Source organism: Mycobacterium sp. E735 (genome assembly GCF_001666955.1).
Lineage (GTDB): Bacteria > Actinomycetota > Actinomycetes > Mycobacteriales > Mycobacteriaceae > Mycobacterium.
Genome location: NZ_LZIX01000111.1, coordinates 1 through 22,072 on the forward strand (window position 1 = coordinate 1; position 22,072 = coordinate 22,072).

A 22,072-nucleotide genomic window follows, 5' to 3' on the forward strand; every position below is an offset into this window, starting at 1 on the left:
GCGGCGCCTCCGCCGCCCACCAGCGCCCAGCGCACCCCCGGCAGCGGTTGCATATCGGGCGCTAACTGCTCGATGGTGAGCTAGCTGACAACCACCAAGAGGTCGCCGCCTTCGACCTGGGCGGTCTGTGAGACGGCGACTCGGGCCACCTTTCCGGCCTTCGGGGTAGTTACGGCTGCCTCCATCTTCATCGCCTCGATCGTCGCGATCGTCTGGCCCGCTTCGACTTCCGCTCCGACGTCGATGGTCACCGTAACGACGCCGGCGAACGGCGCACCGACATGGTCGGGGTTGTCGCGGTCGGCCTTTTCGGCGGCGGGCACATCCGCGGCGATACTGCGGTCACGCACCACGATGGGTCGCAACTGCCCGTTGAGAATGCACATCACGGTACGCATGCCGCGCTCGTCCGCATCGGAAATCGCCTCCAGGCCGATAAGCAGTTCCACGCCGCGCTCGAGCTCGACTCGATGTTCGTCACCCTGGCGAAGCCCGTAGAAGAACTGATTGGCGCTCAGGCGCGACGTGTCACCGTACTGCTCACGATGGTCCTCGAGCTCCTTCGTGGGGCCGGGGAACAGCAGCCGATTCAGCGCCGCCTGCCGCTCGCCGCCCGCCGCTGCCAACGCCCGTTCGTCTGCGCCCGAGAGCTGCTGTTCCGGCTTCGCCGGTCCGCGACCTCGTAACGCCTTGGTGCGCAACGGCTCAGGCCAGCCGCCCGGCGGGTTGCCGAGCTCCCCGCGGAGGAAGCCGATGACCGAGTCGGGGATGTCGTAACGCTCGGGATCGGCGGCGAAATCCCGCGCACTGACACCTGCACCGACCAGCGCCAGGGCGAGGTCCCCGACGACCTTGCTCGACGGGGTCACCTTGACCAGGCGGCCGAGGACGGCGTTAGCCCCCGCATAAGCGTCTTCGACGTCCTCGAAACGGTCACCGAAACCCAACGCGATTGCCTGCTGGCGCAGGTTCGACAGCTGCCCGCCCGGGATCTCGTGCCGGTACACCCGTCCAGTCGGGGCCGGCAGCCCGGACTCGAACGGCGCGTACACCTTTCGCAGCGCCTCCCAATACGGCTCCAAGGCGCAGACGGCATCCAACGATAAGCCCGTGTCGTAGGTGGTGTGTGCCGCGGCGGCCACGATGGAAGATAACGCCGGCTGGCTCGTGGTTCCGGCCAGCGGGGCCGCGGCGCCGTCCACGGCGTCGGCCCCGGCGAGCCAGGCCGCCGCATAGGTGGCCAGCTGCCCGCCCGGGGTGTCGTGGGTGTGCACGTGTACTGGCAGGTCGAATCGCGACTTCAGCGCGGAAACCAGCGTCGTGGCGGCGGGCGCGCGCAACAACCCGGCCATGTCTTTGATCGCCAGCACGTGCGCACCCGTCGACACGATCTCGTCGGCCAGCTTCAGGTAATAGTCAAGGGTGTACAGGCGTTCGGCCGGATCACTGAGATCACCGGTGTAGGACATCGCCACCTCGGCGACGGCGGTGCCCGTCTCACGAACCGCGTCGATCGCCGGGCGCATCGAATCGACGTTGTTCAACGCATCGAAGATCCGGAAGATGTCGATGCCGGTTGCGGTCGCTTCCGACACGAACGCCGTCGTCACGGTGTCCGGATAGGGCGTGTAGCCAACGGTGTTGCGTCCGCGCAGCAACATCTGCAAGCAGATATTGGGCATCGCCTCGCGCAGGGCCGCCAGCCGCTCCCACGGGTCCTCCTTCAGAAACCGCAGCGCGACGTCGTATGTCGCCCCGCCCCAGCATTCGATCGACAACAACTGCGGCAACATTCGTGCGATGTAGGGAGCCACCATGATCAGCCCGCTGGTGCGCACCCGCGTGGCTAGCAGGGACTGGTGCGCATCGCGAAAGGTGGTATCCGTGACGCCGACTGCGCGCGATTCACGCAGCCACGCCGCGAATCGCTCCGGCCCGAGTTCGGCAAGAAGCTGTTTGGATCCCGCCGGGGGGTCTGTCGACAAGTCGATGTCGGGAAGTTTGTCGTGCGGGTACACCGTCGAGGGACGCTCGCCGTGGGGCTTGTTGACCGTGACATCGGCCAGGTAGGTCAGGATCTTGGTGCCGCGATCGGCCGAACTGCGCGCGGTGAGCAGTTGCGGACGTTGTTCAATGAACGACGTGGTGACGCGTCCGGCCTGGAAGTCAGGATCGTCCAGAACCGCCTGCAGGAAAGGAATATTCGTCGAGACACCGCGGATGCGGAACTCCGCGACCGCGCGCCGCGCCCGCCGCACGGCGGTGGCGAAGTCACGCCCTCGACAGGTCAGTTTGATCAGCATCGAATCGAAGTGCGCGCTGATCTCGGCGCCCAGCGTCGTGCCGCCGTCCAGCCGGATTCCCGCCCCGCCCGGGGTGCGGTAGGCGGTGATCCGGCCGGTGTCCGGGCGGAAGCCGTTGGCTGGATCCTCGGTGGTGATGCGGCACTGCAGCGCCGCACCGTGTGGGACGACGGAATCCTGGCTCAAGCCAATCTGTTCCAGGGTTTGTCCGGCAGCGACCCGCAGTTGGGCGGATACCAGGTCAACGTCGGTGATCTCTTCGGTGACGGTGTGCTCCACCTGAATGCGGGGATTCATCTCGATGAAGACGTGGTTGCCCCGTTCGTCGAGCAAGAATTCCACTGTGCCCGCGCATGTGTAGCCGATGCTTCGCGCGAACGCCACCGCGTCGGAACAGATCCGCTCCCGTAGTTCTGGATCCAGATTCGGTGCGGGCGCGATCTCGATGACCTTCTGGTGGCGGCGTTGGACGCTGCAGTCGCGCTCGTAGAGGTGGATGACGTTGCCGTGGGTGTCGGCCAGGATTTGCACCTCGATGTGGCGGGGGTTGGTCACGGCCTGCTCGAGAAACACCGAGGCGTCACCGAAGGCGGACTCGGCCTCACGACTGGCCGACTCGATCGCCTCGGGCAGGGCCGCCGGTTCGGTCACGCGGCGCATCCCCCGACCGCCGCCCCCGGCCACCGCCTTGACGAACAACGGGAACGTCATGGACTCGGCCGCCGCGACCAACTCATCCACCGACGTCGACGGCGCCGACGAGGCCAGGACCGGGAGACCAGCCGCCCGTGCCGACGCGATCGCTCGCGACTTGTTGCCGGTGAGCTCCAGCACCTCCGCGCTGGGGCCGACAAACGTGATGCCCGCGTCCGCGCACGCCGCCGCCAGGTCGGGATTCTCGGACAGGAATCCATAGCCGGGGTAGATCGCGTCAGCTCCGCACTGCAGGGCCGTGGCGACGATGTCGTCGACCGACAGGTAAGCACGTACCGGGTGCCCTTCCTCGCCGATCTGATACGACTCGTCGGCCTTCAACCGGTGCACGGAGTTGCGGTCCTCGTAGGGATAGACCGCGACGGTGGCCATTTCCAATTCGTAGGCCGCGCGGAAGGCGCGGATCGCGATCTCCCCACGATTGGCGACCAGTACTTTCGCGAACACGTAGTTACGATAGAGCGCGTTGCGGCGATCCGACATATGCGCTGGCCGGACGGATCACGCGTGAAACCGGTCGGCTCGATGATGTGGGTGTGTCTTCTGCTCTGCCGACCACCCGGTGCGGTCGATCCGCACCGCAGCACCGATCTGCCCTATCTGCGCGCGGTCACACCCTGGGTGCCTGTGCAGCACCGGCCGCGCGAGTCCGCGGTCCAGCCGCGAGCTGCGCCGCCGATCGACCATATCGCCGCGACCAGTACGGGGGTGAGCCGACGCGCACCAGAGAGGTATGCGGTCGGTGCTTCAATGGTTGGATGGGTGACCCCACGCCCCAGGTGGCGATTCTGGACGACTACGCCGGTGCGGCCCTGCGGCTCGCCGACTGGTCGCCCGTGCAAACCCGCTCCCGCATAACCGTTTTCGACCGGCACCTCGGCGACGAAGAGGCGGCCGACGCGCTGCGGCCCTTCGACGTGATCTGCACCCTGCGTGAGCGGATGGCGCTGCCGCGGACGCTGCTCGAACGGCTGCCGAACCTGAAACTGATCACCATCGTCGGGAGGAGCCTGCCCAACCTGGACCTGGCCGCGGCCACCGAGCGGGGGATCCTCGTGGCCCACACCGACTTCGCCCATCCGCGATTCCGCTCCGTGCACGACGCGACCCCCGAATTCGCCTGGGGATTGCTGATCGCCACGGTGCGGAATCTGGCCGAGGAACATCGCCGCATGCGAGACGGTGCCTGGCAGACCACGACCGGCCTCACCCTGTCCGGCAAGACACTCGGGCTGCTCGGCCTCGGGCGGGTGGGTAAGCGCATGGCCGAATACGGGCGGGTGTTCGGCATGGAAGTCATTGCGTGGAGCCAGAACCTCACCGCGGATGCCGCCGCGGCCGCTGGTGCACGCCGGGTCGAGAAGGCGGCGCTATTCGAAGAGTCCGATGTCGTCTCGATCCACGTCGTGCTTTCGGAACGCACGCGGGGGCTGGTCGGCCAGCCCGAATTCGCCCTGATGAAGCCGCACGCGTACCTGATCAACACGTCACGGGGACCGATCGTCGACGAGGCCGCCCTGATGACCGCGCTGGACACCGGGCGGATCGCCGGCGCCGGACTCGACGTCTATGACGTCGAACCGCTGCCGCCCGAGCACCCGTTGCGGCAACTCCCGAACGTCACCCTGTCGCCCCACCTGGGGTACGTCACCCGCGAAATGCTCGGCGCCTTTTACGCCGACACCGTGGAGGCGGTGGTCGCGTGGCTGGACGGGGCGCCGGTGCGGATCGCCAACCCTGGTTGATCAGGTGCGCTTCCGTCTCCAGTACGGGCTCTTGACGGCTTCGAGGGCCTCGGTGACATAACGGTCCAGAGGCCAGGGCCGCCCGGACTGTCGCACCCATCGCTGGAAGCCGAAATCCGCTGCCGCGAAGGCCAGTTGGACCAGCAGCCCGGGGCGAATGTCGACGCCGGGGTTCACGCCCATGCGCTCGGCGATCAGCTTGGCCGCCCGCTCCTTGTCGGCGGGGGTGTGCACAGTGACCTTGCGAAGCCGGTCGGGGGCCACCAGCAGCGCCTCACGCCATTCGTCGGTGTCGGCCTGCTCGAAGGACCGGGTTCGCGTGACGATGGCGTTGATCAACGCGACGTCCGGGGGCTCGCTGGCGGGCCGCTGTTCGAGGAGGTTCACGATCGCGGCGCCACCGTGGCGAACGGGGGCCAGCAGCAGCTCTTCCTTCGTTGGCACGTGCCGGAAGAAGGTGCGCGGCGAAACGCCCGCGGCGGCCGCGATTTCCTCGGTCGTCACGGCGTCGTATCCGCGTTCGACGAACAGCCGGAACGCCGCGCGCCTGATGTCGGCCCGGATCTGTGCGCGCTGCCGATCGCGCAGCGACTGCCCGCTCACCGGAAGCAGCCGATTCCACCGTCGACGTGGATGGTCTGGCCGGTGATGAACGTCGCGTCGGTGCCCAGCAGGAAGGCCACCAGCGCGCCGACGTCGGTGCGGACATCGCCGATGCGCTTCATCGGGACGCGGCTCACCGCCTTCGCATAATCCTTGGGCGCGAACTGTTTCCAGAGCTTGACACCGTCCGACTCGGCGAACGGGCAGATCACGTTGACGCGGATGTTGTCACGTCCCCATTCGAGGGCGGCGACCTTCGACAGGCCCCGGATGGCCTCCTTGGCGGCGGCATACCCGCCCCATCTCGGTTCGCCGCCGGTACCCGTCCCCGAGCCCAGGTTGACGATCGAGCCGCCCCCGGCCGCGACCATCACGGGGTGCACGGCCTGCATCAGCAGGAAGGTCGCCCGCGGCCCGACGTCGTGACCGAGCGCGAAATCCTCGGTGGTGATGTCGACGAACGCCTTGGGTTCGTTGGTGGCGATCGCGTTGTTGACCAGGCCGTGGACGGTGCCGAAGGCGTCGACCGCGGCGGCCACGATGCGTTGGGCGCTGTCCGGGTCGCGCAGGTCGGCGGTCAGCTTCTCGACGGGGCCCATCGAGGAGAGCTCCGCCGTTGTCGTGCCGAGCAACTCGTGCTGAATGTCGACCAGCAGCACCGCGGCGCCGCGTTCCAGCAGGGCGGCGGCGACACCCTTGCCGACGCCCTGGGCGGCGCCGGTGACGACGGCGACGTGGCCCTGCATCGAGGAGGGGTGCGAGTAGGTCATTCGGCCGGCCCCAGCCGCAGCGGTACCCCGCGGTGCATCTCGTAGGTGCTGCGGGCACCGTCGGGGAGTTCGATGAACTCGACCGCCGTCCCATCCGGGTCCTTGACGAAAAACATTCGCACCCCGCCGATTTCGAATGGCTCTTGGTCGGGCGTGTAGCCCGCCGCGGTGACGCGCCGGTGGGTGTCGTCGAGATCGGTCACCGACAGGGAAAAGTTGTGGATGCCGGTGACGCCTCGACGCGCCGGCTTCTGGTCGGGAGAGCCGGCACCCAACGACAGCAACTCGACCATCAGCCCGCCCAGCAGGCCGCCCACCACCCGACCCTCCTGCTTGCGGGTGGCGTGCAGGGCCGCATCGAAAGGCTCACCGGAGATGAGGGTTTCGAACACGACCTCCATCCCGAGCAGGTCGCGGTAGAAGGCCAGGGCGCGCTCCATGTCGGTCACACCGACCACGAGGTGACAGAACGAGACGTCGCCGAGGACGCCGGTCATGACGTGGTGAGGCCGGGCGCCGGGCGCCCGGCGAACAGAGGCAGATCGAGGTAGGTCTTGATGCCGGGCTCTGCGGCGCAGACGTCGGGAATGGCATTGACGCAATGGTTGGCCGTGGCCACCACGCCCGGATTCTTCACCAGGCCCTCGGCGATCGTTTCGGGCTGCAGGCCCTTGAAGGTGAGGCTCACGGTCGGATCGCCGGTGATCTCGACCTCGAAGCGTTCGCCGCGCCCGCCGAAATCCCAGCCGGGATCCAGGTTTTCCTCCCCCATCAGCCAGTTGACGGCCGCCGTGATGACGGGTTCGCCGTCGACGAGTGCCTGCCAGCGGAAGCGGCGCGCCGCCACCTTTCCTGTGGTGATCGGGAACGGCGCGTAGTCGATGTCGGCGGTCGCCACGGCGACGTCCTGAATGGTCCGGATGTTCGGGTCGATGCGGAATCCCATGTGATCGGCGATCATTCGCACCGACTGCTTGAAGCCCGCCTCGAGCAGGCCGGCCATCGGGCCCTGCATGGCCTCCTCGGGCGTGCCGCCGAACCCCATGATGTGGCGCACGACATCCGGGGCGTTGTAGGTCCGGATGTCGGAGAACTCCTCGGCGCGGATGTGGGTGACGGCCGAGGAAAGCGAGGACAGCATGAGCGGGAATCGTTCTGTGATGCCCCCGGGGTGGATCCCCGAACCGTGCAGGGTCACTCCGGCGCCGGCCGCGGCTTCGGCGACGGCCCTGTGCCGCGAGTTGTTCGGGTCGGGGTACACCCAACCGACGGGGGTGACCACATTCTTGCCGGACCGCAGGATCGCGATGACTTCGTCGTCGTTGGGCACCAACGGGCTGTACACCACACAGTCGGCATCCAGCGCCAGGATCTCGTCGGCGCTGGACGTGGCGGTGACGCCCAGGTCGTGAGTGCCCAGGATCCGTCCGACGTCGAGGCCGTTCTTCTCGGCGCTGTGTACCCAACAGCCGGCCAGCTCCAGCTCGGGATGATTCAGGACGGAAGCGATGGCCGCCTTGCCGACTCCTCCGGTCGCCCATTGGATGACGCGCAGCTTGGACGGACTACTCATCGCCTGACCTCCGATGCTTTACACGCCGATGACCGAAATGGCACAGTATGACCCGCTGACAGTGACTGTCAACAATGGCTTCGGGTAGGAAGGCCTGCGCATGAGTGTCCTGGACGGCAAGGTCGCGGTCGTCACCGGTACCAGCCGCGGCGTGGGCGTCGGGATCGCCCACGAACTGCTCCGGGCCGGAGCCACCGTCGTCGGCTGTTCGCGCTCACCCCTCGGCGCCATTCCCGGTGTGGAGCCGGACTGGGCGGACCGGGCCTTCCAGAAGGTGTGCGACCAAGGCGACTACCGCGCGATCGACTCGTTCGTCTCCGATGTCGTCGCCGAGCATGGCCGGATCGACATCCTGGTGAACAACGCCGGCGGAACGGTGCCGGCGCCGCACGTCGAGAGCATTCCCGAACTGGTGCAACGCATTCAGGGCGCCCCCGGCAGCGACGACGAGTATGAGCGCACGGCGCTGTTCCACGCGTTCGCGGTCCAGATGAACCTGATCAGCCCGCTGTGGTTCGCCATCCGCGCCTACCGGCAAATGCGCACCCAGGACGGCGTCGGCTGCATCATCAACATCTCCAGCGGGGCAGGGCATCCTGCGGGATCACCGACGCTGGTTTCCTATCGCGGCCAAGAGCGGCCTCAACCACCTCACCCGCTCGCTGGCCGAAGAGTGGGGCCCCAAGGTGCGGGTCAACTGCATCGCGCTCGGACCGACGATGACCGAGAACTTCCGGTCCTTCGTGCTGCCCAAGGACGATCCAACGGGCGCAAAGTATTTCGCGGCCGTCCCGCTGCGCCGTGCGGGTGAGCCCGCGGAGGTGGGCAGGGTGTGCGTTTTCCTGGCCGGCGGGGAGGCCGACTTCGTCAACGGCACCACCATCGAGCACGACGGCGGGATGCTGCCGGGCGTGCTGTACGACGCCGGCCTCAAGACCATTACGGATCTGCTCTAATCGTGGCCACGAGCAATCCGCTGGAGCCGACCGCCGAGCAGTTCGCCGCCCTGGCCGCGCGTCCGGCGAATGAACCGGTGGTGATGGTCAACCTGTTGAAGTTCAAGACCCCCGGCGGGGTGGGGGCCTACCAGCGCTACGGCGTGGCGGTGATACCGCACCTGGAGCACGCGGGCGCCGTCGTCCGCTACGCCGGGACAGCACCGACCGTCGTGACCGGCGAGGGCGAACGGCCTTGGTGGGACGCCATTCTCATCGTCGAGTACCCGACTCCGCAGGCGTTCATCGATATGGTGACCGACCCGGGATATCTCATGGCCCACGAGCACCGTATCGAGGCGCTGGAGCGCGGCGACCTGATCGCGACCTCGACGTGGTCGCTTACGCTCGACTGAGCGGGCCCACGAGACTGCTGAGACCTCAGAGCTTGTAACCGATCGCGCGCAGTAGAGCGTGGCGCTCGGCCACGTCACGATCACCTTCCACCGCGACGGGAGTCTGCCCGTCGATGACGCCGATGATGCCGCGACCGCGCGGAGACACCGCAACGATGACATCGACCGGATTGGCTGTGGCGCAGTAGATCCCGCAGACCTCCGGAACCGCCTTCACCGGATTGAGGACATTCACCGGAAAGCCGTCACGCAGAAAGACCACGAAGCTGTGCCCGGCCGCGATCGCCAGCGCGGTGCGCGTCGCCAGTTCGACCAGATCGGCGTCGTTGCCGCTGCGGCGAACCAACCGCGGCCCGGAAGCCTCGCAGAAAGCCACTCCGAACCGTAGCGACGGGCTCACCCCGGCCAGCGCCTCGTGCAGGTCTTCGACCGTCTTGATGAAGTGCGCCTGACCGATGATCACGTTGACATCGTCCGGCTTGTCAACGGCCACCACGTCCCACGTCAACGTTGTTGTCGCCACGAACTCATGCTGCCACCCCTGAGGTCCTGCCGGAAGGCGCGTCCGGCGGCAGCGCCCCTCGGCCCAACGGGGGTAGTCGGCGCACGCGACCCAACGGAGGACCAATGGCGGTCGTCGAGGGTCGAAAGACCCGCCCTAACGCCCCCGTTATTCGATAGCGTCGCTCTTCTACGGAACCCTTTCGGTGGGGGATCAGCGATGAAAACCTCGCTCAATTTCGTCGAGTCCAGACGTTCCTCGCGCGTCCCGCTTGACCAGAGCCGTCCCATCCGCGACGAAGCGCACAGTCTCCCCGCCGCAATTACTTTGACGAATTCGACCGGCCAAGGAGTATAGCGATGACCGTCTTGATGACCGGATTTCCCGGCTTTCTCGGCAGTGCATTGCTGCCGGGCATCCTCAAGCGCACCGGCGACTCGGCAATCTGTGTGGTGCAGCCCAAGTTCGGCGCACTGGCGCAGCGACGCGTGGCGGAATTGAGCTCGGCGGAACCCTTCCTCGAGGGGCGGATTCAGCTCGTGGAAGGCGACATCACCCAGCCGGGGCTCGGCATCGCCGCAGATAACCTCAACGAGGTCACCGAGGCGTGGCACCTGGCGGCTGCATACGACCTGGCGGTGCCCCGCGAGGTGGCGGTCCGGGTCAACGTCAACGGCACCCGAAACGTCCTGGGCGCGCTCGAGCACTGTCCCCGGTTGACGCGCTTGCACTACTTCAGCACCTGCTACGTCAGCGGCCGCTACGCCGGCCCGTTCGGCGAGGACGACCTCGAAGTCGGTGCGCCGTTCAACAACCACTACGAAGAGACCAAGCACCTCGCCGAGGCGGACGTGCGCTGGCACATGTCCGCGGGCATGCCCGCGACGATCTATCGGCCCGCGATCGTTGTCGGCGACAGCCATACCGGGCAGACCCAGAAATTCGACGGGCCCTACTTCGTCATGCAGTGGCTGCTGCGACAGCCCCGGTACGCGGTCCTCCCGATGGTGGGCGACCCCGCGACTACGCGCGTCAACGTGGTCCCGCGCGATTTCGTCGTTGACGCGGTCGGATATCTGAGCGGCCTGCCCGGCTCCGAGGGGCGCACCTATCAGCTGGCGGATCCGCGTCCGCTCACGGTCGAGGAGATGACGGATGCGCTGGCCCAGGCGACGGGCCGCGAACTCCTCAAGGTTTCGTTGCCCCTGAGAATGACCAAAGCCGCATTAGCACACGTCCCGGGGCTCTACCGCTTGATGCGAATTCCCCCCGAAGCAGTCGATTACTTCGTCCAACCCACCTTCTACCTGACCGATCATTGCCGGGCTGATCTCGCAGGCAGTGGTATCGAGGCGCCCGCGTTCGGCAGCTATGTCGATCGGCTCGTCGAATACATGCGTCGCCATCCGAACGTCGGCTCGGCCGCGATGTTCTGAAGAGCGCCTTCGTCCCGACGCCAGTCGCGGTCTAATTGGTGGATGGAACTGATGATGCCCACCGACGCGATATTCCTGCTGGGAGAGTCGCGGGAACATCCCATGCACGTCGGCGGCTTGCAATTGTTCGAGCTGCCGAGCGGCGCGGGCAGCGGCTTCGTCCGGGAGCTCTACGACCGTTTGGTGGCGCAGGATGATTTCCAGCCGACATTTCGCAAGCATCCGGCGACGTTCGTCGGCGGCATCGCCAACCTGGGCTGGTCCTACGACAAAGACGTCGACGTGGACTATCACGTCCGGCGTTCGGCGGTACCGTCGCCCGGGCGCATTCGTGAACTGCTCGAGCTGACTTCGCGGTGGCACAGCAGCCTGCTGGATCGTCACCGTCCGCTGTGGGAGACCCACATCATCGAGGGCCTCAAGGATGGCCGGTTCGCCATCTACACCAAGATCCACCACGCCCTGATCGACGGTGTCTCCGCGCAGAAACTCATGCAGCGCGCGCTGTCGACCGACCCCGACGACACCGAGATGCGCGCGCCCTGGAGCTTGCCCAAAAGCAAGCGCAAGAGCAGCCCGGTAAGCCCACTGCGCTCGGCGTTGAGTGCGGCGGGATCCATTGCGGCACTGGCCCCTTCATCGCTTTCGCTGGCGCGGGCGGCGCTGTTCGAGCAGCAGCTGACGTTGCCGTTCGGCGCCCCGCGCACCATGCTGAACGTCAAGATCGGCGGCGCTCGCCGCTGCGCCGCGCAGTCCTGGTCGCTGGACCGGATCAAAAGCGTCAAGAAGGCCGCCGGTGTGACGGTCAACGACGTCGTTTTGGCGATGTGTTCGGGCGCGCTGCGCTACTACCTGCTCGAGCAGAACGCGCTACCGGACACGCCGCTGATCGCGATGGTCCCGGTGAGCCTTCGCACCGAAGACGAGGCCGACGCAGGGGGCAACCTCGTCGGCGCCATCCTGTGCAACCTGGCCACCGACAGCGACGACCCCGCACAACGACTGCAGACCATCAGCGAGTCCATGCGGAGCAACAAGCAGGTGTTCTCGCAGCTGCCTCGGTTCCAGGCGCTGGCGCTGTCCGCGGCCAACACCTCCGCCCTGGCGTTGGCGGCGGTCCCGGGCTGGGTGGCGTCGACGTCGCCACCGTTCAACATCATCATTTCGAACGTCCCGGGGCCTACCCAGCCGATCTACTACGGGGGCGCCCGGCTCGACGGCAACTATCCCCTGTCCATCGCGCTGGACGGGCAGGCGCTGAACATCACGCTGGCCAACAACGCCGGCAACCTGGACTTCGGCCTGGTGGGATGCCGGCGCAGCGTCCCACACCTGCAGCGCTTGCTCGCGCATTTGGAGTCCTCCCTCAAAGACCTGGAACGCGCCGCCGGAGCCTGATCCGCCGATGCCGAAGTTCAGTGCGGGCGTGCTGTTGTACCGGACCCGCGTCGGCGTCGCCGAGGTCCTGATCGCGCACCCGGGCGGCCCCTTCTGGGCGCGAAAGGACAACGGCGCCTGGTCGATTCCCAAAGGGGAGTACGCCGATGGCGAGGATCCCTGGGCCGCCGCGCAACGCGAGTTCGCCGAGGAGCTCGGGCTTCCGGTGCCGTCCGGGGCCCGGCTGGACCTCGGCCAGCTGAAACAATCCGGTGGCAAGGTGGTCACCGCCTTCGCCGTCGCCGCCGACCTCGACGTGACCGAGGCGCGCAGCAACACCTTCGAATTGGAGTGGCCGAAGGGGTCGGGCAGGCTGCGCGAGTTCCCGGAAGTCGATCGGGTGGGCTGGTTTTCGGTGGCGCAGGCGCGCGTCAAGCTGCTGAAAGGGCAGCTCGCCTTCCTGGACCGGCTGATGGCGGATCCGCATCTGGCGGGATTACGCGAAGGCGCGTGACATGCGTGGAAATCGACAGGGCCCAACGACGGGCACAATGGCCGCATGACGACCGCACCGACCGAATCCCAGGGGCTGCTGCTGCAGCTGCTGGATCCGGCCAACCGGCCCGACCCGTATCGACTCTGTGCGCGGTTTCGCGACGGCGGAGCGCTGCAGTTGCCGGAGGCCAACCTGGCGGTGTTCTCCAGCTACCGCGATTGCGACGAGGTGTTGCGGCACCCCTGGTCAAGCAGCGACAACGTCAACTCGACGGTCGCCAAGCGGCAGGCCGAGGCCGGCACGGCCCCCCAGAGGCAGGGGCCGCCGGGGTTTTTGTTTCTCGATCCGCCCGATCACACGCGGCTGCGCAGGCTGGTCAGCAAGGCGTTCGCGCCGAAGGTGGTGAGCGCGCTGAAGCCCGACATTCGGTCGCTGGTCGACGGAATGCTCGATCGAATCGCGGAAAAGGGACGCTTTGACGTTGTCGAGGAGTACGCCTATCCGCTGCCGGTGGCGGTGATCTGCCGGCTGCTCGGCGTGCCGCTCGACGACGAGCCACAGTTCAGCCGGGCGTCGGCGTTGCTGGCCCAGGCACTGGACCCGTTTTCGACAATCACCGGCGTGCCACCGGACGTCGCGAACGAGCGGCAACAGGCCGGGGCTTGGCTGCGCGCATACTTTCACGACCTGATCGAGCGCCGTCGTTCACAACCCGGTGCCGACCTGCTGTCGGGTCTGATCGCGGTGGAGGAGTCCGGAGACCAACTGACCGAGGACGAGATCGTCGCGACCTGCAATCTCCTGTTGATCGCCGGACACGAGACCACGGTGAACCTCATCGGAAACGCCGTGTTGGCAATGCTGCGGCGTTCCATCGAGTGGACCGCTCTGGGCGCCGATCCCGGCCGAGCGTCGGCGATCGTGGAAGAAACCCTGCGTTACGACCCGCCGGTGCAACTGGTCGGGCGAATTTCCCTCACCGACATGGCCATTGGCGGCGTAGAGGTGCCCGCGGGCGATGTCATGATGTTGTTGATCGCCGCCGCCCACCGCGACCCGGCGGAGTTCGACCGGCCCGACACCTTCGATCCGGACCGGACGCCCCTGCGGCACTTGGGCTTTGGCCGGGGAGCCCACTACTGCCTGGGAGCACCTCTGGCCCGGCTGGAAGCAGGCGTGGCGCTATCGGCTATTACGGCGCGATTCCCCAACGCGGGGCTGGACAGCGAGCCGGAGTATAAGGCCAACGTCACGCTGCGGGATTGTCACGGCTCATGGTCACGGTCTGACCGCCGCGTCGCGCGCGAACCCAGGGCAAGTCATCGTGGCCGCACCTCGACCAAAACCGGATTATCGCGCGGCGGCATATCAATAGTCCTAAACTCCCCTGGTCAGCCGTATCACGACGCAGTCAAGCAGGTAACGGACATGACCAAAGAGAACGAAAAGGGCGACAGCACTTCCGGTCCCGGAAAGGGAGGCGGAAATGGATCAAACGGACCGGGTCCTCGTCTGGTTCCGATCACGCTCGCCGTCTACCGTGATTTGCGTGTCGGCATGGTGGTCATCATGGTGATGCTCGCCGCGGCCGTGATAATCGAAAGGCTTTCGGCCACGTGCTGGCAATTCGCCATCAGCGCTTACTATTACACCTCCGCGCACAGCATCGTCATCGCCGCGCTTCTGGCGCTCGGCGCCCTTTTCATCATGTACAAGGGAAGCAGCGACACCGAGGATGCTCTGTTGAGCTTGGCCGGAGTCTCCGCATTGATAGCAGCGATCGTGCCCCAAGGTCGGCCCTCGTCACTGTGCGGACGGGCTGACCTGCCGCCCGAATACAACGTCGACGCCGTCACTCGGCCCAACGTCTGGGCGGTGGTCATCGGACTGCTTTTGGGTTGGGGCATTGTTTTGTGGCAATCCCCGCGCAACCGCACCGAGCGGACAAGAAGCCCGGGCGGCGTACTGGCGCTGGGTTTGTTCTGGCTGACCATGGTGGTAGGCCTGCTCACCTTCATCTTCGATCACAAGTTTTTCCTGGCGCAGGCGCACGGCGCAGCCGGGTTCCTGCTCCTCTCGACATTCATCGCCACCGTGTTCTGCACCGGATACCTCGTCAAGCGAGAAGATGAGTCGAAATCATCCCATCACCGTGCGTACCGGCGGTTCTACCGAGGTATGGCGGTGGTGATGCTCGTGACGTTGATCGCAATCGTCACAGCACATCTCGTGCACCGCGGCTGGGAATTATGGGTGTTGCTGGTCGAGGCACTCCTGATCATCGAGTTCGCCATCTACTGGGTCGTGCAAACCATCGAGCTGTGGGACAGACCCGACCGAAGGGACCGCCTGCCCGACGATGCCCAGCGGCGGATCGCCGACGCGAGGGCGAAAGGTGGTGGTCTGGACGGATTCAAGTCCGGGCTCGCCGATGTGACGAAGCCAGACGGGCCAGACCGGTTGCTGCCGTTCCTCTGACGGGCCGACCGCACAGCGGAGGTGCCGGGCCGCCGTCCGGCGCTGGGGCACTTGGGCTTTGGTCGGGGCGCTCTGCACTGCCCGGGCGCCCCCAAGGCCGGCCCGAAACCCATGGCGGCCGATCGGCGATAACGGCGCTCTGCCCCAACGCCAGGCCGACAGCAGGCCGAAGCACCGACCGCCGTCGCGCAGCGGGGATCGTCGCGGCGCGAGGCGGCGGGAAAGCTCAGCCGCGCTCCCACGGCGGGCTCTCGCCCATCTTCTTGTAGTACTTGGCCAGGTGGCTCTTGACCCGGTCCACGTCCGTCTTCGGCAGGTCGATACCGCCGCGTGCACCGTCCATGATGGCGCCGGCTGCCATCACCCCGCGCGGCACCGCCTGGAGATCGCCACCCACGACATCGGCGATCAGCAACTTGTACGCCGTGAAGTTGTCCTTCTTCCCGTTGTCGTACCAGACATGGGCGTCGCGATACTTCTGGTTCGGCGCGTCTTCGGCTGCGGCCCACTTGCGCACCCGTTTCTCGGCCGCGTCACCGTCCCATTTGCGGTCGCGGTCGGCCAAGGGCAGATCCTGAAACGCTGTCACTGACATGTAGGTGCGCGTGCCCGTCCCGGCGGCCGTTAAACGTCCCACCTTCATTGGCCCGCCGAACCGGCGGATAAGCGGTAGCGTCATTGGTGCTGGCTGTGCTGTCGGTGGTGTTTGCGCGACGCACCAGCGGCGATGTGAACGGGAGACCACCATGAAGCACTGCATCGTCGGAGGACTGGCCGCCGTGCTGGCGGCCGGAGGTTTGATCGCCGTGGCGCCGCCGGCCAGCGCCGGCTGCCAGTACGGAGGATCGTTCCTCAGCAAATGCGATGGACCCGTCCAGCCAGATGGCACCTGGCAGCGTTGCGTGGGATTCACGCACCTGATCTGGAACGGCGCCAGCTCCTACCTGGTGCCGGATAAGCGCTGCGATCTGATGGGGCCGGACCAACACCCTGGAGATCTGGCCTTCGCCGACCCGCCGACGCACATCGACGGCTGAACCCAAAGGCGGCGAAAGGTCTTCGCTAGCCAGACCCCAGGCCAGGCACGATGTCCCCGAGGCTGAAGGTGACCGGCTGTTCGAGTTGTTCGTAGGTGCACGAGCGCGGTTCCCGATCCGGACGCCACCGGTTGAACTGTGCGGTGTGCCGAAAGCGCCGGCCTTCCATGTGGTCGTAGCGGACCTCGACCACGCGTTCCGGCCGCAGCGGCACGAACGAAAGATCCTTGCCGGCGTTCCAGCGGGAGAATTCGTTCTTGCGCGGCGTTCGTTCGCCGGCCTCGTGGGCGGCCCAGTTCCACGGGTGACCGTCGAAATCGGTGACGAGCGGCTGCAATTCGGTGAATAGGCGTCGCCGCTCAGCCATCGGGAACGCGCCGATCACACCGACGGAGGCGAGCTGACCATCGTCCTGGTAGAGCCCGAGCAGCAGCGATCCGATCGCATCGCCGCCCGACTTGTGCACGCGATACCCGGCGACGACGCAATCGGCGGTGCGCTCGTGCTTGATCTTGAACATGACGCGCTTGTCGGGCTGATAGGTCACGGTCAGTGGCTTGGCGACGACACCGTCGAGGCCGGCCCCCTCGAATTCATCGAACCAACGCTGCGCGAGCTCGATGTCAGTGGTGGCCGGCGTGACATGGATCGACGGGCCCGAGCCCGCCAACGCGTCGACGAGGGCGGCGCGCCGCTCGGCAAACGGTCGCCGCGTGTAATCGTCGTCCCCCAGGGCGAGTAAGTCGAACGCGATGAACGACGCGGGCGTCGCCTCGGCAAGCATGCGCACCCGCGAATCCGCCGGATGGATCCGTTGTTGTAGCGCCTCGAAATCCAGGCCGTGCTCCGTGGCGATGACGATCTCACCGTCGATAACGCAGCGCTGGGGCAGCTCAGCACGCACCGCGGCCACCAGCTCGGGAAAATAGCGCGTCATCGGCCGCTCGTTGCGACTGCCCAGCTCCACTTCGTCGCGGTCACGGAAACAGATGGACCTGAATCCGTCCCATTTGGGTTCGTACGACGCATCCGGCGGGATCGATCGCACCGACTTGGCCAGCATTGGCGACACCGGGGGCATGACGGGTAAGTCCATAGGCCGATTGTGCTGGAATCGTTGGTATGGCTGCTGCAGAAGAGCTCGACGTCGACGGTGTCGCGGTGCGCCTGACCAATCCGGACAAGGTCTACTTCCCCAAGCTGGGCACCAAAGGCACCAAGCGGCGGCTCGTCGAGTACTACAGGGCCGTGGCGGGCGGCCCGATGCTGGACGCGCTCCGCGACCGGCCCACCCACCTGCAGCGCTTCCCGGACGGCATCGATGGCGAGGAGATCTACCAGAAGCGGATTCCGCAGCACCACCCCGACTACCTGCAGACCTGCCGGGTGACGTTCCCGTCCGGACGCACCGCCGACGCGCTGAGGGTGACCCACCCCTCGGCGATCGTGTGGGCGGCACAGATGGGCACCGTCACGTTGCACCCGTGGCAGGTACGCTGCCCGGACACCGACCATCCCGACGAGTTGCGCATCGACCTCGACCCGCAACCCGGAGTCGCGTTCGAGCAGGCGCGGACGGTCGCGGTCGACGTGTTGCGGCCCCTGCTCGATGAGCTCGGTTTGGTCGGGTACCCCAAGACGTCCGGCGGCCGCGGCATTCACGTCTTTCTGCGGATCGCCACGGACTGGGATTTCGTCGAGGTGCGCCGAGCGGGGATCGCCCTGGCCCGTGAGGTGGAACGCCGCGCGCCCGAGGCCGTCACCACGTCGTGGTGGAAAGAAGAACGGGGCGAGCGCATCTTCATCGATTTCAACCAGAACGCTCGGGATCGAACCATGGCCTCCGCGTATTCGGTGCGGCGCACTCCGATAGCGACGGTGTCGACGCCGATGACGTGGGAAGAGCTGGCCGGCGCGGAACCGGACGACTACACGATGGCGACAGTTCCCGACCTGGTGAAGGACCGCCAGGACCCTTGGGCGGCAATGGATGACGTGGCACAGTCGATCGCGCCCCTGCTCGAGATGGCCGACGCCGACGAAGATCGCGGCCTTGGGGACATGCCCTATCCGCCGAACTACCCCAAGATGCCCGGAGAACCCAAACGTGTTCAGCCCAGCCGGGATACGGACTTGAAGAAAGACAACAAGTCGAAGTGACCTCGCTCGTGGAGCACTCCCATGCGATTTGTCACAGTGACGGCTGGGTGGTCCAAGCTCGTCCCAGCGCAGCTGGGTCTCTGGTCTTGGAACCTCTGCTAATTCAAGGCAGCCCGAATCGACTTGATGTGCAACAGTGCAAAACCGCCGTATGACTAAGCGCGCCGGTACGCGCTGACTGGCACGCCGATAGGCCCAAAAGTATTGCTTGCCAACTAAAGCGTGCCAGTCAGCGCGAAGACCACCTACGGTGTGCAGGTAATTCCGGTGGCCCCACCGCTACACGAGAAGGTAGGCAGCGTGCATCCGGAGCTCGTTAATGCGGTGGCGGCCAGTACCAAGCCGAGAACAACCTTGTACTTCAAACGAGACATCACCACTCCGTTCGTTGAGAAGAAATGCTTCGCCCGAGGAGGGTTATTCTACGTGAGCGCAATGCGGAACGCTATGGCGTTCAACATATTTGCGCTCATTATGTCGTATCAAATGGCGTGAAAGGCCCAACGCGGCTGAAACTTGTTGTGTCACAAAGACTAAGTCAACTCCGAACCGTGAGAATCCCAGCAGCATGAAGACGTCTGGCGATGAGGGATTGCGCAAGGTTGCACAGCAAAAGGTGCGTACGCGACACGCTGCTCAATATGAAAGAGCCTGAAGAGCAGGCAGTTTCATAGCAAAGTGCACCGGTTAAGTGGTTGCGCTGACTGGCGGGCTCCATGCCCTCGACGATGCAGTCGATAGCTCGATGTCGACCCAACAGGTGAAGGCCGCCAGTAGCGCAACCCCCTCAACGGCTGCCGGGTGGCTTTACGGCGTGCAGACGAGGCCGCCGGTGCACGAGATGGTCAACGGCACGGTGCAACCCGAGCTTGTTAATGCGGTGAAGGCCAGGACCAGGCCGAGAACAACCTTGTACTTCCAACGAGACATGAACCACTCCATCCCCTGAGGAGAAATGTTACGCCCGAGGAGGGTTATATTACGTGAGTGCAATGCGGAATGCTATGGCATTCACTAAATTTGCGGCGATCTACGTCAGCTGATTGAAGGGGGTCACGGGCCGCCGCCGAGCGGCGTCCCGGCGTGGGTTAATGCGTCGCCGGCGTCCGCTTTGCATTCATTCTCGAAATCGTCCCGCGGGCTCGGAACGCGCGATAAGATGAGGACGCGCGCGATCCGACCTGCATTTCAAACAATGCAGGGCGATGTGGAACGTGTTCGGGGGAAACGACATACGGCTCTAACCGATGGAACACGGCCTTCGTTCGTGTCTCCCGATATCGTCATGCCCATTGCAATCCTGTCGGTGAGCTCGGTAAGCTGACCCAACGACCAACATTGACCGCGCCGGCGGATCCGCACGTGCCAATTCCGGGCCCCATTTACGAACCGCCAACGCTTTGAATGCATTTCACGCAACAGCGCCTGCGAGCGTTGCGGGCTTAAGATTTCAAATCCGGTCAACCCGACCGGGAAAAGTAGGCTTTGCCGCTGTACGGCTGGCGGCTCGCGTGTTGTGCGCGGCGTTGGCCCTCGCGCTTTCTGTCGCGGCCGGTGTCACCGCCGCAACCGTCGCACGCGCCCAGCCGGTTGGCGGTGACGCCGCCGACCGCCTGGTCGGATGGGACACCTACCGTCGGCTGGATCTGTTGCCCTATCTGCACACCGGCACGCAGGCGTTGCAGCTGTCGAGCTTCGACCGCAGCGGCGGTGATTTCGACTTCTCCACCGGCAACCGCAACGGCACCGGCGGATGTTTGGCGTCGGGCGGCGCGGGCTGCGTCGTCGCGGAGGATCGCGGTGCCGGCGAGGTGGATTCGATCTGGTTCACCCGCGACGGCGGCAAGGTGACCCGGATCGGAAACATCCGTGTCGAGCTCGACGGCCGGACGGTATTGGACGCGCCCTTGCAATCGGTGGTCGATGGCGCGCTGGGTGCGCCGTTCGAATGGCCGCTGGTGGCCAACGCGGCGCAGTCGCCGGGCGGGGTGTATATCAAGGTGCCGATGCCCTACCGCGAATCGATGCGCATCAGCGTCACATCCAATCTCGAGTACTACCACGTCGACTATCGCCAATTCTCGACCGCCGAGGGCGTCACCACCTTCTCACCCGCCGATCGCGCAATCGACGTGCTCGCCACACTGCGCGCGGCGGGCACCGCCGATCCCAAACCCTCGGCGGCGAGTCCGGTTCACGACAACCGGGTTGTCGATCTTCTCCCCGGTGCCGCGGCGACCATCGCGGAATCTGCAGGCCCGGGTAGCATCTCGGCGTTGCAACTGCAGCTGCCGGAACCGACCGATCAGCTCCTGAACGGCGTGCGGCTGCAGATGGAATTCGATGGCCGGACCATGGTCGACTCCCCGCTCGGGGAGTTCTTCGGGGCCGGGTTGGGCGCCGTGACGGTACGGTCGCTGATGTTCTCCGCGGTTCCGCAACCCGGGGGATCGCTGTCGCTGTCCGCGTGGTGGCCGATGCCATTCGCGCATGCGGCTCGCATCACGCTCGTGAACACCACCGGCGACCCCGTGGCCAAAATCGGCAGCGACGTGGCAACCGAGCCCGACCCCGAGTGGGAGTCCGCGTTGGCGGGCGGACGCGCCGGCTACTTCACCGCCCGCTCCCACGCCGCGCCGACCACCTTCGGCCAGGACTGGTTGTTCGCCGACGAACAGGGCCACGGGAAGTTCGTCGGCGTCAGCCACACCATTCGCGGTTCCCGAATCAAAACCGCGTTCAGTGACAGCGCCCCATACTTCCTCGAAGGGGCGGAGCGTGTCTACACCGACGGTGCCGCGTCGCCCCAGTGGTACGGCACCGGCACCGAGGACCTTTACGAGGGCGGCTGGTATTTCAAGGACGGCACTCGATTCAGTGACCCGCTCACGGGTCAACCCGACCAACGCACGGTGGCCGGCGGCTGCGCCGACTATTGCGTCGCCGTCTACCGGCTCATGTTGGCCGACGCCGTCGACTACCACTCCGCGATCCGCTTCGGCATCGAGCACGGCAAGCGGAACATGGTCCAACCCGATTACAGCTCAACCGCTTTCCTTTACACGCAACCCAACGACGCCCTGACCGCCGGGGACGATGTCCGACCCAGCGATCCGGTCAGCCGACTGCTGCACGGCTACGCTGACGCCGACGCCGCCGATCAACTACTGGTCAGCGAATACGAGGGCAGCGAAGACACCCGTCCGGTCATCGGGTCGGTGCGCGCCACCGCGGCCGCGATCACGTTCCACGTCGAAACCGACCCGGACAACCGAGGCATCCTGCTGCGTCGCACATCCGACCAAGCGAACGGATTCCAACGCGCGGACGTCGCGGTCGACGGCGTCCCCGTCGGGACCTGGCTTCAGCCGCGGAACAACGGTATTCACCGCTGGCTCGACGACACCTACCTCTTGCCGCCACCGGTGACTGCCGGCAAGGCGCAACTGACCATCACCCTTACGCCCGCGCCCGATTCCCCGCCCTGGACGGCGAGCCGCTACCAGGTCGAAACGGTGACCGGTTGA

The 22,072-nt window shown here is 66.0% G+C and carries 16 protein-coding genes and 2 pseudogenes; 10 read left to right on the plus strand and 8 right to left on the minus strand.

The genetic code is table 11. The features are described 5' to 3' along the window. Positions 1-80: 80 nt before the first annotated feature. A complete protein-coding gene (locus tag A5704_RS09390; RefSeq protein ID WP_067888699.1) occupies positions 81-3,464 on the minus strand; it encodes a pyruvate carboxylase in 3,384 nt (1,127 codons plus the stop codon). A gap of 311 nt (positions 3,465-3,775) precedes the next feature. Between A5704_RS09390 and A5704_RS09395 the strand changes: the two genes are divergently transcribed. Beyond that, a complete protein-coding gene (locus A5704_RS09395) occupies positions 3,776-4,762 on the plus strand; it encodes a D-2-hydroxyacid dehydrogenase family protein (RefSeq protein ID WP_067888690.1) in 987 nt (328 codons plus the stop codon). Here A5704_RS09395 and A5704_RS09400 read toward each other — a convergent pair whose 3' ends face one another. From A5704_RS09400 to A5704_RS09415, 4 genes are read right to left on the minus strand one after another with little or no spacing between them, the layout of a single operon-like run. Continuing rightward, complete coding sequence (locus A5704_RS09400) at positions 4,763-5,365, minus strand: TetR/AcrR family transcriptional regulator (RefSeq protein WP_067747168.1); 603 nt, start codon at positions 5,363-5,365, stop codon at positions 4,763-4,765. Then, positions 5,362-6,135: an SDR family NAD(P)-dependent oxidoreductase gene (locus A5704_RS09405; protein WP_067747169.1), complete on the minus strand. Its 774-nt coding sequence runs from the start codon at positions 6,133-6,135 to the stop codon at positions 5,362-5,364. The genes A5704_RS09400 and A5704_RS09405 overlap by 4 nt, the downstream gene beginning before the upstream one ends. Next, positions 6,132-6,632, minus strand: a complete 501-nt coding sequence (locus tag A5704_RS09410; protein ID WP_067747171.1) for a VOC family protein — start codon at positions 6,630-6,632, stop codon at positions 6,132-6,134. The genes A5704_RS09405 and A5704_RS09410 overlap by 4 nt, the downstream gene beginning before the upstream one ends. Beyond that, entirely contained in the window at positions 6,629-7,708 is a 1,080-nt protein-coding gene (locus A5704_RS09415) for a dihydrodipicolinate reductase (protein ID WP_067747174.1), read from the minus strand. The genes A5704_RS09410 and A5704_RS09415 overlap by 4 nt, the downstream gene beginning before the upstream one ends. A gap of 100 nt (positions 7,709-7,808) precedes the next feature. Between A5704_RS09415 and A5704_RS09420 the strand changes: the two are divergent. After that, positions 7,809-8,664 (plus strand): annotated as a pseudogene (locus tag A5704_RS09420) (SDR family NAD(P)-dependent oxidoreductase). A 2-nt stretch (positions 8,665-8,666) separates the two neighbouring features. Beyond that, positions 8,667-9,059 carry a DUF1330 domain-containing protein gene (locus A5704_RS09425; protein WP_082954814.1) on the plus strand — a complete coding sequence of 131 codons (393 nt, stop codon included), beginning with the start codon at positions 8,667-8,669 and terminating at the stop codon, positions 9,057-9,059. 25 nt (positions 9,060-9,084) lie between these two features. Here the strand turns inward: A5704_RS09425 and A5704_RS09430 are convergent, their stop codons facing one another. Then, entirely contained in the window at positions 9,085-9,582 is a 498-nt protein-coding gene (locus tag A5704_RS09430) for an adenosine-specific kinase (protein WP_067747180.1), read from the minus strand. Positions 9,583-9,920: 338 nt separating this feature from the next. Between A5704_RS09430 and A5704_RS09435 the strand changes: the two genes are divergently transcribed. The 4 genes and pseudogenes from A5704_RS09435 to A5704_RS09450 all read left to right on the plus strand — a co-directional run. Then, complete coding sequence (locus tag A5704_RS09435) at positions 9,921-10,997, plus strand: SDR family oxidoreductase (RefSeq protein WP_067747182.1); 1,077 nt, start codon at positions 9,921-9,923, stop codon at positions 10,995-10,997. A gap of 42 nt (positions 10,998-11,039) precedes the next feature. Beyond that, complete coding sequence (locus A5704_RS09440) at positions 11,040-12,395, plus strand: wax ester/triacylglycerol synthase family O-acyltransferase (RefSeq protein ID WP_067747184.1); 1,356 nt, start codon at positions 11,040-11,042, stop codon at positions 12,393-12,395. A gap of 7 nt (positions 12,396-12,402) precedes the next feature. Then, on the plus strand, positions 12,403-12,888 hold the full coding sequence (locus A5704_RS09445; RefSeq protein WP_067747186.1) for an NUDIX domain-containing protein: 486 nt from the start codon (positions 12,403-12,405) through the stop codon (positions 12,886-12,888). 45 nt (positions 12,889-12,933) lie between these two features. Beyond that, positions 12,934-14,130 (plus strand): annotated as a pseudogene (locus tag A5704_RS09450) (cytochrome P450); the annotation flags it as partial. Between the two features lie 1,444 nt (positions 14,131-15,574). Here A5704_RS09450 and A5704_RS09460 read toward each other — a convergent pair. Then, positions 15,575-15,943 carry a hypothetical protein gene (locus A5704_RS09460; protein WP_067747243.1) on the minus strand — a complete coding sequence of 123 codons (369 nt, stop codon included), beginning with the start codon at positions 15,941-15,943 and terminating at the stop codon, positions 15,575-15,577. A gap of 151 nt (positions 15,944-16,094) precedes the next feature. On the opposite strand from A5704_RS09460, the gene A5704_RS09465 reads away from it, so the two are divergent. Then, positions 16,095-16,385, plus strand: coding sequence for a hypothetical protein (locus A5704_RS09465; RefSeq protein ID WP_067747192.1), 291 nt, complete (start codon positions 16,095-16,097; stop codon positions 16,383-16,385). A gap of 25 nt (positions 16,386-16,410) precedes the next feature. On the opposite strand, the gene A5704_RS09470 is transcribed toward A5704_RS09465, so the two are convergent. After that, a complete protein-coding gene (locus A5704_RS09470; RefSeq protein ID WP_067747193.1) occupies positions 16,411-17,481 on the minus strand; it encodes an ATP-dependent DNA ligase in 1,071 nt (356 codons plus the stop codon). A gap of 26 nt (positions 17,482-17,507) precedes the next feature. Between A5704_RS09470 and ligD the strand changes: the two genes are divergently transcribed. After that, entirely contained in the window at positions 17,508-18,545 is a 1,038-nt protein-coding gene (gene ligD / locus A5704_RS09475; protein ID WP_067747197.1) for a non-homologous end-joining DNA ligase, read from the plus strand. A 1,526-nt stretch (positions 18,546-20,071) separates the two neighbouring features. Next, positions 20,072-22,072, plus strand: a complete 2,001-nt coding sequence (locus tag A5704_RS09490) for a glycoside hydrolase family 172 protein (RefSeq protein ID WP_082954815.1) — start codon at positions 20,072-20,074, stop codon at positions 22,070-22,072.

Excerpts from the sequence above, each read along its gene's own strand:
- A5704_RS09395 (WP_067888690.1), top strand. The coding sequence starts at position 3,776 with ATGGGTGACCCCACGCCCCAGGTGGCGATTCTGGACGACTACGCCGGT.
- A5704_RS09405 (WP_067747169.1), bottom strand. The coding sequence starts at position 6,135 with ATGACCTACTCGCACCCCTCCTCGATGCAGGGCCACGTCGCCGTCGTC.
- A5704_RS09410 (WP_067747171.1), bottom strand. The coding sequence starts at position 6,632 with ATGACCGGCGTCCTCGGCGACGTCTCGTTCTGTCACCTCGTGGTCGGT.
- A5704_RS09415 (WP_067747174.1), bottom strand. The coding sequence starts at position 7,708 with ATGAGTAGTCCGTCCAAGCTGCGCGTCATCCAATGGGCGACCGGAGGA.
- A5704_RS09435 (WP_067747182.1), top strand. The coding sequence starts at position 9,921 with ATGACCGTCTTGATGACCGGATTTCCCGGCTTTCTCGGCAGTGCATTG.
- A5704_RS09440 (WP_067747184.1), top strand. The coding sequence starts at position 11,040 with ATGGAACTGATGATGCCCACCGACGCGATATTCCTGCTGGGAGAGTCG.
- A5704_RS09445 (WP_067747186.1), top strand. The coding sequence starts at position 12,403 with ATGCCGAAGTTCAGTGCGGGCGTGCTGTTGTACCGGACCCGCGTCGGC.
- A5704_RS09460 (WP_067747243.1), bottom strand. The coding sequence starts at position 15,943 with ATGTCAGTGACAGCGTTTCAGGATCTGCCCTTGGCCGACCGCGACCGC.
- A5704_RS09465 (WP_067747192.1), top strand. The coding sequence starts at position 16,095 with ATGAAGCACTGCATCGTCGGAGGACTGGCCGCCGTGCTGGCGGCCGGA.
- A5704_RS09470 (WP_067747193.1), bottom strand. The coding sequence starts at position 17,481 with ATGGACTTACCCGTCATGCCCCCGGTGTCGCCAATGCTGGCCAAGTCG.
- ligD (WP_067747197.1), top strand. The coding sequence starts at position 17,508 with ATGGCTGCTGCAGAAGAGCTCGACGTCGACGGTGTCGCGGTGCGCCTG.